The organism is Streptomyces sp. NPDC056296 (assembly GCF_042268605.1).
In the GTDB taxonomy this organism is placed as follows: domain Bacteria; phylum Actinomycetota; class Actinomycetes; order Streptomycetales; family Streptomycetaceae; genus Streptomyces.
On record NZ_JBHJRX010000032.1, the window covers coordinates 1 to 14,468 of the forward strand.

At 70.3% G+C, this 14,468-nt stretch carries 14 protein-coding genes; 6 read left to right on the forward strand and 8 right to left on the reverse strand.

All coding sequences use genetic code 11. The features are described from left to right. Positions 1–295 precede the first annotated feature (295 nt). From ACFCZF_RS23280 to ACFCZF_RS23315, 8 genes are all read right to left on the reverse strand, one after another. Complete coding sequence (locus tag ACFCZF_RS23280) at positions 296–1,564, reverse strand: beta-ketoacyl-[acyl-carrier-protein] synthase family protein (protein WP_376673284.1); 1,269 nt, start codon at positions 1,562–1,564, stop codon at positions 296–298. Continuing rightward, a complete protein-coding gene (locus ACFCZF_RS23285; protein ID WP_376673285.1) occupies positions 1,561–1,818 on the reverse strand; it encodes an acyl carrier protein in 258 nt (85 codons plus the stop codon). Before ACFCZF_RS23285 ends, ACFCZF_RS23280 begins: the two co-directional genes overlap by 4 nt. Before the next feature lie 104 nt (positions 1,819–1,922). Next, on the reverse strand, positions 1,923–3,041 hold the full coding sequence (locus ACFCZF_RS23290) for a 2-oxo acid dehydrogenase subunit E2 (protein WP_376673286.1): 1,119 nt from the start codon (positions 3,039–3,041) through the stop codon (positions 1,923–1,925). Then, positions 3,038–4,051 (reverse strand): alpha-ketoacid dehydrogenase subunit beta, encoded by a 1,014-nt coding sequence (locus ACFCZF_RS23295; RefSeq protein WP_376673287.1) that lies wholly within the window; start codon positions 4,049–4,051, stop codon positions 3,038–3,040. The genes ACFCZF_RS23290 and ACFCZF_RS23295 overlap by 4 nt, the downstream gene beginning before the upstream one ends. Further along, positions 4,048–5,019 carry a thiamine pyrophosphate-dependent dehydrogenase E1 component subunit alpha gene (locus ACFCZF_RS23300; RefSeq protein ID WP_376673288.1) on the reverse strand — a complete coding sequence of 324 codons (972 nt, stop codon included), beginning with the start codon at positions 5,017–5,019 and terminating at the stop codon, positions 4,048–4,050. Before ACFCZF_RS23300 ends, ACFCZF_RS23295 begins: the two co-directional genes overlap by 4 nt. 10 nt (positions 5,020–5,029) lie before the next feature. Then, the gene (locus ACFCZF_RS23305) at positions 5,030–5,992 is read right to left on the reverse strand and encodes a ketoacyl-ACP synthase III (protein WP_376673289.1); all 963 of its coding nucleotides are present in this window, start codon (positions 5,990–5,992) and stop codon (positions 5,030–5,032) included. Further along, positions 5,992–6,264: an acyl carrier protein gene (locus ACFCZF_RS23310; protein ID WP_376673290.1), complete on the reverse strand. Its 273-nt coding sequence runs from the start codon at positions 6,262–6,264 to the stop codon at positions 5,992–5,994. The genes ACFCZF_RS23305 and ACFCZF_RS23310 overlap by 1 nt, the downstream gene beginning before the upstream one ends. 62 nt (positions 6,265–6,326) lie before the next feature. Continuing rightward, entirely contained in the window at positions 6,327–7,445 is a 1,119-nt protein-coding gene (locus tag ACFCZF_RS23315; protein ID WP_376673291.1) for a thioester reductase domain-containing protein, read from the reverse strand. Positions 7,446–7,891: 446 nt separating this feature from the next. On the opposite strand from ACFCZF_RS23315, the gene ACFCZF_RS23320 reads away from it, so the two are divergent. From ACFCZF_RS23320 to ACFCZF_RS23345, 6 genes are all read left to right on the forward strand, one after another. After that, positions 7,892–8,473 (forward strand): hypothetical protein, encoded by a 582-nt coding sequence (locus ACFCZF_RS23320; RefSeq protein ID WP_376673292.1) that lies wholly within the window; start codon positions 7,892–7,894, stop codon positions 8,471–8,473. Positions 8,474–8,522: 49 nt separating this feature from the next. Then, the gene (locus tag ACFCZF_RS23325) at positions 8,523–10,280 is read left to right on the forward strand and encodes an NAD(P)/FAD-dependent oxidoreductase (protein WP_376673293.1); all 1,758 of its coding nucleotides are present in this window, start codon (positions 8,523–8,525) and stop codon (positions 10,278–10,280) included. A gap of 90 nt (positions 10,281–10,370) precedes the next feature. Further along, on the forward strand, positions 10,371–10,955 hold the full coding sequence (locus ACFCZF_RS23330) for an RNA polymerase sigma factor (RefSeq protein WP_376673294.1): 585 nt from the start codon (positions 10,371–10,373) through the stop codon (positions 10,953–10,955). A gap of 104 nt (positions 10,956–11,059) precedes the next feature. Continuing rightward, positions 11,060–11,734 carry a hypothetical protein gene (locus tag ACFCZF_RS23335; RefSeq protein ID WP_376673295.1) on the forward strand — a complete coding sequence of 225 codons (675 nt, stop codon included), beginning with the start codon at positions 11,060–11,062 and terminating at the stop codon, positions 11,732–11,734. A gap of 92 nt (positions 11,735–11,826) precedes the next feature. Then, on the forward strand, positions 11,827–13,404 hold the full coding sequence (locus tag ACFCZF_RS23340; RefSeq protein WP_376673296.1) for an ABC1 kinase family protein: 1,578 nt from the start codon (positions 11,827–11,829) through the stop codon (positions 13,402–13,404). A 43-nt stretch (positions 13,405–13,447) separates the two neighbouring features. Then, the gene (locus tag ACFCZF_RS23345) at positions 13,448–14,326 is read left to right on the forward strand and encodes an SAM-dependent methyltransferase (protein WP_376673297.1); all 879 of its coding nucleotides are present in this window, start codon (positions 13,448–13,450) and stop codon (positions 14,324–14,326) included. Positions 14,327–14,468: the final 142 nt, after the last annotated feature.

Below are 14,468 nucleotides of genomic sequence, written 5' to 3' on the forward strand. Positions count from 1 at the left end.
TCGAAGCCGTCACGCCTCAACCCGCTGTTGCCGCAGCGGCATGACCTGGTCACAAGGCGTCACCACCCCGGCTTGACACCATGATTGGGAATCTCCCTTTCGTTGGGGAATGGCGCGGAGTTCGAACAGTCTCCTCAGTCCCGCGTCCATCGAGTTCCGCAACGATCCCTCGACCGGGAGAACGAACTCACTCCATCACGGCAGTTGCAGATGCGACTGCGTTGTGCGTTGAGGCTGGTCAGCGAGATGGCGGGGTGTCTGCGGGCAAGAAACTCCTGCCGCCGCCTGGAGATGCTCACGGTGAAGGAGCGGCGGGCTCCCGGGCCGGTTCGGTGGGGCAGCTTCTGAAGGCGAGTACGGCGTTGTGGCCGCCGAAGCCGAAGGAGTGGCTCAGGGCGAGGTCGACGGGCTGCGCCCGGCTGGTGCCGGTGACGGCGTTGATCTCGGCGTCTCCTTCCTGTTTTTCGAGGTTGGCCACGGGAGGCACCCGGCCGTGGGCCACGGACAGGGCGGTGATCGCCGCTTCGACCGCCCCGGCCGCGCCGAGCAGGTGGCCGAGGGTGCCCTTGACCGAGGTCACGGAGGGCTGGTGAGGGAAGAGGCGACCGATCAGACGGGCCTCGGCGGCGTCGTTGAGCGGCGTGCTGGTGCCGTGCGCGTTGATGTGCTGCACGTCCGCGGGGCGGGCGCCGGCGTCGTCGAGGGCCCGCCGCACGGCGAGGGCGGCGCCCTTGCCCTCGGGGTCGGGTGCCACGGGGTGGTGGGCGTCGGACGATGCTCCGTAGCCCGACAGCAGGGCGTAGCCGGGGCGTCCGCGGGCCCTGGCCGCACTCGCCGGCTCCAGGACCAGGGCCGCGCCGCCCTCCGCCATGACGAAGCCGTCCCGGGCGGTGTCGAAGGGCCGGGAGGCGGCCCGCGGGTCGTCGCCGCGCCGGGACAGCGCGCCCATCCGGTCGAAGCCGGTGACCCAGAAGGGCTGTACGACCGCGTCGGAGGCGCCCGCGACGGCGATGTCGCAGGCCCCGGAGCGCAGGAGTTGCAGGGCGGTGCCGATGGCGGTGGCGCCGGAGGCGCAGGCGGTGACCGTGCACAGCGCCGGGCCCCGGGCACGCAGGTGGATGGTGAGCTGTCCGGTGGCCATGTTGGGCAGGAACATCGGCAGCAGCAGCGGTGAGACGCGTGCCGTGCCCAGTTCGAGCAGTTTGCGGTGCTGTTCCAGCATGGTGCCGGTGCCGCCGGCCGAGCTGCCGAAGACCACCGCGACGCGGTCCGCGTCCCAGTCGGCCGGGTCCAGGCCGGCGTCGGAGACCGCCTCCAGGGCGGCGTAGAGGGCGAACTGGGTGAAGCGGTCGTACTGCCAGGGGCGTGAGCCGGGGACGTGACCGCGGGGGGAGAAGTCCGGTACGAGGCAGGCGAAGTCGACCGGGAGACCCTTGAGTTCGGGGACGTACCGGGCGGTGGGGCGGCCCGCGCACACACCGTCCCAGGTGGCCTCGCGGCCGGTGCCGGCCGGAGTGACCAGGCCGATCCCGGTGACGGCGACATCGGGCCGGGCGCCGGTCACGGCTTGACGGCCTGGGCGATGAGGTCGGCCACACCGGCCAGGGTGAGGTCCGGGTCGGCCTCGCCGTCCTCTACTTCGATGCCGAGTTCCTCGGTGAGTACGACGAAGAGCTCCACCACGGCCAGCGAGTCGAGGTCCAGCTGTTCGAAGGTCGCGGTGGGGACGATGGCCTCGGGGGGCACTTCGAACTTCTTGCTGAGAACCGAGGCGAGCAGGTCGTAGGCGCGGCTGTGGGGGGTGGTGTCGGTGGTCATGTCAGGGGTGTCCTTTCCGGTCCGACGGGCGGTTGCCCCGGGGTGGTGGGGTTCCGTGTGGTGGAGTTCCGTGGTGGTGGAGTTCCGTCGTGGCGGATCGGCGGTCAGCCGAGCGCGGCCGGTGCCTCCAGCTCCGCCTTGACGTCCTTGAGCAGCGCCATCGCGTCCCTGCCGTTGACCACCCGGTGGTCGTAGACCAGGCCGAGGTGGACGAACCGGTGGGTGCGAGGGGTGCCCCCCGCGTCCAGGAGCACCTGGTCGTCGACGGCGCCGATGGAGATCACGCAGGTCTGGCCGGGGAAGACGATGGGGGTGGCCAGGACCATGCCCTCCGTGGTGTGCGGGGCGACCATGATGTTGGCCCCGGCGAGTTCGGCGGCCTGGAACGTGCCCCGGAACGCCTTGCTCCGGAAGCCGGTCAGCAGGTCGGCGATCCGGTCGCTGCTCAGCTCGGCGGCGTCGTGCACCACCGGGGTGTACAGACCTCGGCCCGCGTCCATGGTGACGCCCACATGGGCCCGTTCGCTCTCGCGTACCGCGCCGTCGTCGGTGAGCGCGGCGAACATCAGGGGGTGTGCCGCGTGCCGGCGCGCCACCGCCTTGATCAGCAGGACGGGCAGGGAGACGAAACTGCCGGTGCGCTCGGACAGCTGCCGGGCCAGTTCCTCCGCCTGTCCGACGTCGACCTTGGCGTAGGCGGCCGCGGCCGGAACGGTCCGCATCGACTCGGTCACCACTGCGCCCACCGTCCGCTGCTGCTTCGACAGTTGGCGCTGGGGGGAGGCGGGCGCCGACGCGGCCCGCCGCACCAGGGCCTCGACATCGGCCGTACGGATCACCGTGCGCCCGAGACCGCACAGCTCGGCCTCGGACACGCCGTGGCGGTCGGCGAGCGCACGGGCCGCGTTGGTGATGCTCAGCTCCGCGCCGGTGGGTGCGGATGTCGCCGCCTGGGTGGCGGCCGACGCCCGGTAGGAGTCGCGCTCGTCGGCCGACTCGAAGAGGTAGGCGATGGTCTGCCCCGGCCTGCAGTCCTGGCCGCCGACGACGAGGACGTGCAGGATTCCGGGGCCGGTGCTCTCGATCTCCTCACTGGCCTTGGAGGTCTCCACGACCGCCAGCGGTTCCTCGCCCTCGATGCTGCTGCCGTCGGGGACGAGCCACTCGACCAGGGTGTAGCTGGAGTCGTTCGTGTTGAGCGTGGGCAGCTCGATGCCGATCACTTCGTCGCCTCCATGATCGCGCGGTGGATGGTGGACGGCTGGAGCAGCACGTCGTGCTCCAGGTGCGCCGCGGTCGGTACGATGCTCGGCTCGGCACTCAGCGGCAGCACCGGGCGGGCCAGTCGGCTCCACAGCTGCTCGTGGAGTTGCTGTGCGAGCAGCTCGCCCCAGGTCCCGTCGGCCGTGGAGTCCTCCATGACACAGATGCGGTCGGCACGGGACAGCACCGGGAGCAGCGCCTTGCTGTCGAAGGGGTAGAGCTGGGAGGGCACCAGCAGTTCACACGTGATCTCTTCTTCGAGGAGCAGGGTGCGCAGGGCGGTGACGGCCCGTTCGGTGAGCCCGCCCGGGGCCAGGACGATCCAGTCGGGGGGCCCGCAGTCCGGCGCGAACACCCGGGCGGTCTCGCTGGGATCGGCCAGCACCTCGTAGCGGAAGAGGTCGTCCACGACCCCCGCCCGGTACATGGGGCGGGTGTAGAGCACCTTGTCCTCGAAGAGCACACCGGGCTCCTCGCGGTCGAGCATCGCGGTCAGTACGCGCTGGTTGTCGTGGAACGGGGAGACTTCCCGCAGGTGCAGCGAGGGAATGCCGAGGAAGTGCTTCTGCAGGCTCTGGCTGTGCGTCGGGCCGTACCCCCGGTTGCCGCCGGTGGGGCAGCGGACGACCATGCTCATCGGGACCCTGCGGCCGTACATCGACACGGACTTGGCGGCGAAGTTCAGCAGCGGGTCGAAGGCCAGCGCGGCGAAGTCCGAGAACATCATCTCGACCACGGACCGGTTGCCGGCCAGGGCGAGGCCCGCGCCCACGCCGGCGATGCCGCCTTCGCTCAGTGGTGAGGAGAGCACCCGGTCCGGGAAGCGGTCGGAGAGCCCTCGGGTCACTTTGAACGCCCCGCCGTAGGGGTCGGCGACGTCCTCGCCGATCAGATACGTGCCGGGGTGGGCGCCGAGGAGGTGGTGCAGTGCGCTGTTGAGGTTCTCGGCCACGCGCTGGCGCCTGGTCATCGGGCCTCCCATCGGGACGCCGGACGCGCGCCGACCTCTCGTACGACGGCGGCGACGGCCTCCGCCTGTGCCTGGTCGGCGGCGGCGGACTGTGCGGGATGGGCCTGTCGGTAGCGGCGGTACCAGTCGTGCCGGGCCGCTCGCTCACGGACCTCGGCCGCGCGGGTGTCGTCCCCCTTGCTGTGCGGGCCCACCCGGTGGGTGACGCACTCGACCACGTACGGCCGGTGCCGGTCGCGGACCTGTTCGACCACGGGGGCGAGGGCGGCGCGTACGTCGGTCACGTCCACGGAGTCGATCCGCAGGTGGCCGACGCCGAAGGCCGCCGCCCGGGTCGCGACGGTGCCGGACATCTGCCGCTCGGTCGGTGTCGACTGGGCGATCCCGTTGTGCTCCACCACGACGAGCACCGGGACCTGCCACAGCTGCGCCATGTTGAGCGCCTCGTACACGGCGCCCTCGCCCCAGGTGCCGTCGCCGATGTGGACCACCGCGATCCGGCCCGGCTCGGCCCGCTTCAGGTGCAGGCCGACTCCCACGGCGACGGGCAGGCTCTGGCCCTGTACGCCGGTCGACAGGTAGCGGTCGCGGTAGATGTGCTGGCTGCCGCCCACACCGTGGCAGACGGCACCGGCCCGCCCCATGATCTCCGCGAGCAGACCGTGCGGATCGTGGAAGCGGGCCAGGTAGTGGCCGTGCCCGCGGTGGTTGCTGAAGACGTAGTCGCCCTCGTCCAGCAGCGGGTAGAGCGCGACGGGGATGTACTCCTGGCCGAGGCAGGTGTGCGTGGTGCCGTGCAGCCGGCCCTGGGAGAACAGTTCCAGCACGGCCAGTTCGAAGTGGCGGATCATCAGCAGGGTGCTGAGATCGGCGTCGGACAGACGGGACAGAGGACGGGCCACGACACCGGCTTCGGGTTCGCCGACGGGCCTGAGGTCGACCGCGGGGGACGCGGACGTGGCGTTCATGAGGTGCTCCTTACGGAAGTTCGACCACCTGGGCGCACCAGGTCAGCCCGGCGCCGAAGCCCAGGAGCAGCGCCTTGTCGCCGGGCCGTGCGGTGGCCGAGGCGAGCAGCGACTCCAGAGCCAGCGGGATGGACGCCGAACTGGTGTTGCCGTCGGTGACGATGCTGCGGGCGATCGCCACGTGCGCGGGCGGGCGCAGTCGGCGCACCATCGCGTCGATCAGCCGCCCATTGCACTGGTGCGGCACGAAGGCGCCGATGTCGTCCCAGGTGAGCCCGGCCGCGTCGAGTGCGTCCCGGGCCACTTGCGGCATGTGCGAACCGAACCAGCGGACCACCCGGGTGCCGTCCATGTGCATGTACGGGCGGGCGGCATCGGGTTTGGGCGGGGCGCTGGTCATCCAGGGCTCACCAGGGCCGTGGGTTCCCCACACCGCCGGTCCGATCCCGCCGTGCTCCGCGGCGCTGACCACCGCGGCCCCGGCGGCATCGCCGAAGACCATGACGGTCCCGCAGTCTTCGGGGTCGGTGATGTCGCTCAGCCGCTCGGCGGCGACGACGAGGATCTGCCGCGCCTGCTGTGCGGCGATGAGTCCGGAGGCCAGGGTCAGCCCGTAACTGAACCCGGCGCACCCGCCGTTGACGTCGAACCCGCCGGCTCGGCCGGCTCCGATGCGGTGGGTGAGACTGGCCGCCCGGCACGATGCCTGGCCGACGCTGCTGGCGGAGGAGAACAGGACACAGTCCAGGTCCTCGGCGAGCACTCCCGCGTGGGCCAGGGCCTTGTCCGCCGCCTGCGCGGCCATCTCGACGAAGGTGTCGTCGGGGTCGGCCTTCAGCCTGGTCCGGATTCCGGTGGTCTGCTCGATCCAGCCTTCCTCATGGCCGAACCTGGTGTCGAGTTCGGCGCTGGTGAGCAGGCCACCGGGGCGGTAGGTTCCGATGCCGGTCAGCCGTCCCGCGCCCCGGGCCATCAGCGGGCTCCGTCCGACGCGGCGACGGCTGCCTGACCGTTCACGTAGTCGAGGGTCCGCCGGACGGTGCGCAGGTCGTGCACCGCCTCGTCCGGGATGGGAACGCCGTAGCGCTCCTGGATCCGCTCGGCCAGTTCGATGACGGCCATCGAGTCGAACCCCAACGACGTGAAGGGCGCGTCGGCCGACTGCTCCGAGATCGCCCGGGCCGCTTCGGCGCCGGCGATCTCGGCCACCATCGCCGCCAGGTCTTCCAGAGTGAAAGGGGACATGCGGAAACTCCAGCTGATGAGATACGGGGAGGGGCGCACGGGAGGAGAGGACCGCGCGTGGGTCACTGGGCGGGCAGCATGGCGTCGCGGCTCAGGAAGGCGAGCACCCTGCGGAAGTAGTCGGAGTCGAGCACGGGCGGGGCGCGGTGCGCGGACGCCGCGGTGGGGCCGGCGGTGTCCTGCCCCGGGGCCGGGATCATCTGCCGGAGGGTCTCGCCGGCCAGCCGCATGGTGCTGCGGGGGACCTCGTCGCCCAGGTCGCGAAGCCGCTCCAGCCAGGTGTCGAACGGAACGAGCGGAAGGTCGACACCCGCGTCCGCGAAGCCCTGGAAGTACGACCGGAAGGGCAGCGGTTCGGGGTCGATCACGTGGAACACCTGTCCTTGGGCACGTCGGCTCAGGGACAGGTCGACGATGGCGCGGCTGGTGAAGTCGACCGTGCCCACCGGCAGGAGACCGGGGTGGTCGGGGGCGCAGCCGGCGCGGATGCTCGCCGTCGTCAGGTGGACGAACCAGTCCGACTTCCCCACCAGGCCGGTGCGCGAGTCCGCCAGGATCACACCGGGCCGGTGCACCATCGTGGGCGATCCGCGGTCCGCGGCCTGCGCGACCAACTGCTCGGCGACCCATTTGGTGGCGCAGTAACCGGAGACACCGGTCCCGGCCTCTCGGGCCGCCGGGATCACCCCCATCGTCGAAATGTAATGCACGGGAATTCGGCGGGTCCGGGTCGCCAGTCTCAGGATTTCCTGGGTTCCCGACACATTGCAACCGCGTAGGATCGGGTAACTCGCCAGAAGATTGACCCAAGCACCGCAGTGGTAAATGACGTCGATGCCGCGCGAGAGGCCGGAGAACTCCTCGTCGGTCAAGCCGAACCGCGGCTTCGCCAGGCTGCCCGGCACGACGTCGATCCGGGACATGTGGTGCTCCGGCACGTCCCGGGCGCGTAACTGACCGGCGAGCCGCTCCCGGGCCTGAGCGGCCGACTCCGCTCTCACCAGGCAGTGGATTCGAGCGTCGGTTGCCTCCAGCAGGTCGGCGAGCAGGGAACCGCCGAGGAATCCCGTGGCTCCCGTCAGCAGAATTCTCTCAGGCGGCCCTTCGGGAACATCCGTCAGAGACGACGCATCGATTTCCGCCGGAAGTCGCAAATCGTCGGTGATCGGGAAACTGACCATACCAACACCGCATTTCAGCACAGGCGAGATTCGGTCCTGCCCTGAACACTCCCCGCACCTCACGAGGTTTACTACAGAAATCTTCCACCAGTGGGAGCGCAGGGCGCATCCTCCTGGCCGTCACCCGCACCCGCACCACCACCACGGGTGAGTAGGGCTCATTCATTCGAACAGGCCACGCCTCCGAATGGGCGGCCGGGACGTACGCCCGGAGCGCGTTACCGGTGTCGCGCGCCGTCGGTCGCACGCCAACGCGCTTACGCGGAGGGAGCGTTGCTCAAGGGGGAGCGGGGGGCGGGGGCGGTCCGGGCGTAAAGACAGATGAGACGGACACAGCCAATGGGTCGCGAGACAAGGGGGGTTGAGCCATGGCCGCAGGGCCTGAGATGCCGGAGGTCCCCGATCCCGTTGAGAGCGGGGCGAATTCACACTCCGTTCCACAGAAGGTGTTGCCCGAGGCATGGCAGCCCCTGCTCGGCCGCCCGGCCCTCGCGGAGTTGCTCGGGCACCCTCTCGCGGGCGCCGCGCTGACGGAGATGTGCCGGCTCCTGCCACCCCACGTCGCCGTGCACTCCCTGCGGACGTTCCTGCTGGCCGACGCCTGTGCGCGGACCCACGGAACCGCCTACGACCGGGTCGGCCTGCTGGCCGCCGCGGCGTTCCACGACGCCGGGCTGGTAGGGCGCACTCCGCTCGGTCGCGGTGGATTCCCGTGCCGCTCCGCCCAGTTGCTCGACCACTTCCTGGCCCGGCACCAGGTGGGCACGGTGCGGCGCACGACCCTCACGCGTGCGGTGCGCGAGCACATGCGCCCGTTCCCCGCTCGCGACGCCGGACCCGAGGCGCGACTGCTGCACTTCGGCGTGTGGCTGGACGTCACCGGGCGCGGCGAGCGGAAAGTGCCCGGTGACCGGCGCCTGTTGGCCCAACTGGCGCCCACCCCCGGGTTCGCCGTGTCCTTCTCCGCCCGGGTGGTGGCCTGCGGGCTGCGCCGGGTGCTGCCGGGCTCCCCGGTCACCCACCGGTGACCAGGGAGCCCGGCGACTCGCCCTTCCCGTCGCGAAAGGAACCGCAGACATGCAAGAAGACCAGCGTGTTTTCGATGTCGCCATCGTCGGAGGCGGCATCGGCGGGACGATGCTGGGGACCGTACTCGCACGTCACGGCGTGCGGGTGCTGCTGCTCGAAGGCAGCGGCCACCCCCGGTTCGCCATCGGAGAGTCCACCGTCCCCGAGACCACGTTCGGCCTCCGGGTCCTGGCCCGCCGCTACGACATCCCCGAGCTCGAGCACCTGGCGACCAACGCGGCTCTGCGCCGCCACGTGTCGTCGAACAGCGGGGTCAAGCGAAACTTCAGCTTCATCTACCACCGGGAAGGTGAGCCCACCCGGCCCGACGAGTGCACCCAGTACCCCACTTGGGGACCTCCGCTCGGTCCCGACTCGCACTACTTCCGGCAGGACGTGGACGCGTACATGTTCCACGTCGCCGTGTCCTACGGCGTGACCGCGTACACCCACACCATGGTCGACGACGTGAAGTTCGAGGAGGACGGCGCGACTCTCGTCACCCGGGACCGGGGCACCTTCCGGGCTTCGTACGTGGTCGACGCCGGCGGCATGCGGGCGGTCCTGCCCGAGCGCCTCGGACTGCGGCAGGAACCGCCCTACCGCACACGGTCGCGCACGATCTTCACGCACATGGTGGACGTGCGCCCCTTCGACGCCGTGGCGCCTTCGCGTGAACAGCACGGCATGCCCAGCCCGTTCAGTCAGGGAACGCTTCACCACATGTTCCCGGGCGGCTGGTTCTGGGTCATCCCGTTCGACAACCAGTCGACCAGCACGAGCCAGTTGTGCAGCGTCGGCATCAACCTCGATCTCGACCAGCACCCCCGGCCGGAGGACATCTCGGCGGAGGAGGAGTTCTGGCGGTACGTGCGCCGGTTCCCCAGTGTGGCCCGGCAGTTCGAGCGGGCGCGGGCGGTCCGGCCGTACGTGTCCACCGACCGCACCCAGTTCGCCTCGCAGAAGGTGGTCGGCGACCGGTGGTGCCTGCTGCCGCACGCCAGTGACTTCATCGACCCGCTCTTCTCCAGCGGCCTCGCCGTCACCGTGATGGCGCTGAACGCGCTGAGTCACCGGCTCATCGACGCGGTGCGCCAGGACGACTTCGACACCTCCCGGTTCGCGTACCTGGACCACTGGACCAAGCGCATGTTCCGGTTCTACGACGACCTGGTGTCCTGCAGCTACATCGCGTTCGACGACTTCGACCTGTGGAACGCCTGGAACCGCGTGTGGACCATCACCACGCTGTACGGCACGAACGCCCAGAACCAGGCCGCCGTGACGTTCGAGAAGACACACGACCCGACCTGTTTCGACACGCTGGAGCTGCCGCCGTACCGAGGTCTCCAGGGTATGGACAATCCGTGGGTGGAGCGGATGTTCGACCAGTCACGGGACGCCGTACTCGCCTACCGCGCGGGCGAGTTGACGAAGGAGCAGGCGATCGCGCGCATCTACGAGGTGCTGGGCGAGAGCGGCCTCGTCCCGGCGGTGTGGGGGACCCTGGACCCCGACGACCGTTGTCCGTCCGGGGTGTTCACCCTCTGGCCGCTGATGAAGATCCTGCTGTGGGGCAAGTACCGCTCACCGCGGCACGTCCGGGGCTCCTACTTCACCGGCGGGGCGCGGCTGGTGGGCAAGGAAGCGGTCCAGGCGTTCACCACCGAGCTGCGCGCCGGCGGCTCCCAAGTGCACCAGACCGTACGGGACATGTGGCTCAACTGGAACCGCGACTGGACGCGGCGGCCCGCTACTCGGAAATGAGCGCGAAAAAACATTCCTGCCGACCGGCGGAGGAACATATTCCGGTTTGCCGCTCCAGGGCCTCGGGTAGGAAAACCACATGGCCGACAAATGGAAAGTCGGCCGTGGTTCTCCCTGCCCAATCCGAGAGACAACGGGCTGCAATCCACGATGGTGCGACATTCCACCTGCCAATCGCCCGCTGAATGCTCCTGGGAAGAAATCTTCCAGCATCAGGACCGCCTCATGCGGCTGGTTCGGCGAAGACTACCGAGTTTTCAGGACGCCGAGGACTGCGTTCAGGAAACCATGGCCCGCGCAGCCGCCCACGCCGCGTTGGACAGGAATCGACTCGGTGCCTTTCTGACGTCAGTGGCGCTTCGCCTCTGCATCGACTTCTACCGTGACCTGGAGCGTCGCAGGAGACTCCTCCAGCGTGCGGCGCTCGCGGACACCCCCGGTACGACCGAGGAGGACGTCTGCGACGAGGACTTCGGCAGATGGCTGCTCGGCCAGGTACAACACCTGCGGGGGCGTGAGCAGGAGGTCATACTCGCCCGCGCCAAGGGTATTTCCACTGCGGAATTCGCCCGCATGCACAACATTTCTGTCAAGGCGGCCGAAGCCGCATTCACCAGGGGCCGCGCGCGATTGAAGAACGTCTGCGCGAAAGCCTTGGAAGGCTGCGCCCGATAACACCCGTAAACCACGCCTCTCCCATCACAGAGAAACGGAAAGGGACCACACTCATGGGCAATAGCAAGAACATCCAAGACATCGTCAAGGATTTGGTCGGTGATATGACCGACAGCTGGAAGGAGGCTTTCGACGACCTCCTGAACCGAGACGACGACTCAGGTTCGTCGCGCGGCTCCGGCAACGCCGTCAACACGCTGGCCGGGCTGCCCCCGAACGCCCTCGCCGCACTGGCCGGGGCCGTCAACCCGACGACCGCGCTCGCGGGTGTCGCCAACCCGATGGCCGCCCTCGGCGGGATCGGCGCAGCCGGCAACCCGCTCGCCGGCCTCGCCTCGGGGGCCGCGGGCCCGCTGGGGAACGTCGCGGGCCCAGCACAGAACCCCCTGGCCGCGCTCAGCGGCGCCGCGGGCGGCGGCAATCCGCTCGCGGCCGCGCTGGGCGGGGCGGGCAACCCCCTGGCCGCGCTGGGCGGGGCGGCCAATCCGCTCGCCGCGGTCGGCGGCGCGGCCGGTGCGCTCGGTGGGCTCGGTCAGCTGGCCGGAGGCCTCGGACACGCGGCGAGCGGGGCGGGCGACCTGATGGCGCTCCCGACCCAGCTCGCCCAGCTCACCCAGGTGCTCCCCAAGCTCCTGGAGGCGGTCCAGGGCCTGCAGAACCTGACCAACCTGCCGGCCCAGGCCGGTCAGCAGGGGCTGTCGGCCCTGCAGGGCCTGACCGGTCAGCAGGGGCAGGGCGGAAAGCCGTCCCAGGGCGGACAGTCCTCGACCTCGGGCTGACCGGCCGTGCCACCGTCCCGTCCGGCCGTCTCCGTGATGCCCGCCGACCGCCGTTCCGTACCCGGGTCCCGATCTGAGGAGGATCACACACGATGACGTCCGTCGTCGGCGATCGACTGCGTCTCGTGGTCAGGGTCCTGGGCAGCCTCGTGGCCGACGAGGTGGGACAGGCGGCCCGGCTGCGGAGGCGTACGAAGCGGGACACGCGGTCCCCGGCGGAGGACACCGATGTCTCCGCCGGGTCCGCGGCCGAGGCCACCGCCGGGGCGGAGCAGCGCCGCGCCAAGGCGGTACGGCACGCCCTGGAGAGCCTCGGTCCCTTCTATGTGAAGCTCGGTCAGGTCCTCTCCACGCGGCCCGACATGGTCCCCCAGTCCATCCGGGACGAACTGCAGAACCTGCACGACGAGGTCGACGTCCAGCCGTTCTCGGAGTTCGAGCCGGTACTGGCCCGGGACCTCGGGGCGGACTGGAAGCTGCGCTTCGACGACATCGAGACCGGCGCCCCGCTGGGGGCGGCGTCCCTCGCCCAGGTCTACCGCGTGACGCTGCCCGGCGGGCGCGCGGCCGTGGTGAAGATCCAGCGGCCCGGCATCCGCGAGGGCGTACTCGCGGACATGGCCCTGATGCGCCGGGCCTCGAAGATCGTGGCCCGCGTCGCGCCCCGGTTCAACGAGGTCATCGACATCGAGGCGATGCTCGGCTCCGTCTTCGACGCCATGGAGCCGGAGCTGGACTTCACCGGCGAGGCCCGCAACATGGACGAGGCCCGCGAGCACGTCCGGTCGTTCCGTTCGCTGGAGGTGCCCCGGGTACTGCATGCCAGCCCTCGGGTCCTCGTCCAGTCGCTGGCCGACGGGAAGTCGGTGCGGCACGTCGACCGCGCGCACTTCACGGACGACGAGCGCGTGGAGATCGGCAAGGACCTGCTGCGGTTCATGTACCACGGGTACTTCGTCCATCGCTTCTTCCACGCCGACCCGCACGCCGGCAACGTCTTCGCCGCTCCCGGCGGACCCGCGACGCTGATCGACTGGGGCATGGTCGGCCGCCTGGACCGCAGGACCAGTCTTCAGCTGCTGCCGCTGTTCATGACCTTGGCGCAGAACGACGGGGCCGGGGTGGCGCACCACTGGGCGGAGATGGGCCGGATGACGCCGTGGGCCAACATGCCCGCGTTCGCCGCCGACATGGCCGCGTTCGTGCCCACGGTCTCCCATCTCTCACTGGAGGACATGAACTTCGGCGTCGCGCTCACCACCGTGCTGGCCAAGGCGACCAAGCGCGGGATCGGTTCGCCGCCGGCCGTCTCACTGCTGGGCAAGTCCTTCGCGAACCTCGACGGTTCGGTGCGGTGCCTGGCTCCCGAGATCACGCTGCCCGAGGTGTTCCAGGCGGAGGTGCCGAAGATCCTTTTCGCACTGGGCCGCGAGTTCCTCGGCCGCAACCAGTTCGCCCGGAACTCCATGGAGCTGCTGCTGGCCGCCGTCACCAGTCCCGAACAGGTCCGGGGCGTCCTCTCCGACGTGGCCAACCGTCAGTTCGCACTGAACATCCACGAGCCGCGCACCCCCGCCGCGATGGGCGGCCAGCGGACCACCCGCCCCTCCGGAAGCCTGCTCGCGCTGGGTGCCGCGGCCTTCCTGCTGGGCCGTCGCCGCTCCGGATGATCCGGGTCCGCACCGCCACCCCGCCCCACCTCAAGGAGGTCCCATGCCGGAATCCACACGTCCGCAGTCACCGTTCGCGCCGGCCGCCGCGACCCCGCACGGAATCTCCCGCGCGGCGCTCTGGACGGCCGCCGCACACGCGGCGGAGAACCTCCGGCCCGCGCCGATCGTCCGCGACCCGTGGGCCGCCGACTTCCTCCACGCGGCCGGGTTCGACGGGGGCCCGCCCGGTGACGGACCGATGCAGCGCCTGCTGCCCGACTATCAGGTGGTACGCACCCGCTTCTTCGACGACTACCTTCTCGCCTCGGCCCGTTCGGGCTGCCGCCAGGTGGTGCTGCTCGGCGCCGGTCTTGACACCCGTGCCTTCCGGCTCGACTGGCCGACCGGGGTGCACGTCTTCGAGGTGGAGGACGCGGCCGTACTGGCCTTCAAGGAACGGGTACTGGACTTGGGCCGGCTCTCCTGCGGACGCCGCACCGTCGTCGAGGCCGACGGCACGGCATCCTGGAGAGAGGAACTCAGGGCGGCGGGATTCGATCCCGGCAGGCCCACCGCATGGCTCTGCGAGGCACCCCTGTACTTCCTTCGGCCCCCGGAGGTCGAGGCCGTCGTCGCCGCGATGACCGAACTCTCCGCGCCCGGCAGCATGTTCGGCGCCGAGTGCGTGAACTCCGCGACCATGTCCTCCCCGCTCGTCGCGCCCTTCATGGACGCCCTGTCGACGATCGGACTGGCCTGGAACTGGCAGATTGCCGAGCCGGAGCGCTGGTGGGCGGAGCACAGCTGGGACGCGGGGGTCGCCGACCTGTTCACGCTGCCGTACGCGGTCGAGCGCCTCTCCCCGTATCTGCCGCTGATCGGCACGGCCGCCGCAAAGAGCGTCTTCCTCACCAGTGGAACGCTGCGCGGCACTCCCTGACACGGCACCACGCGCGGGCCCCGGACGGTGCGTCCGGGGGGAGGGGGGGGGGGGGTGGGTGTGGGCGGTTTCACTTCCCCAACAACAAAAGGCACAAAGCGGGGGGGTTGTTCTCGGTTTCCCAGGGACCCTCTTTTACCAC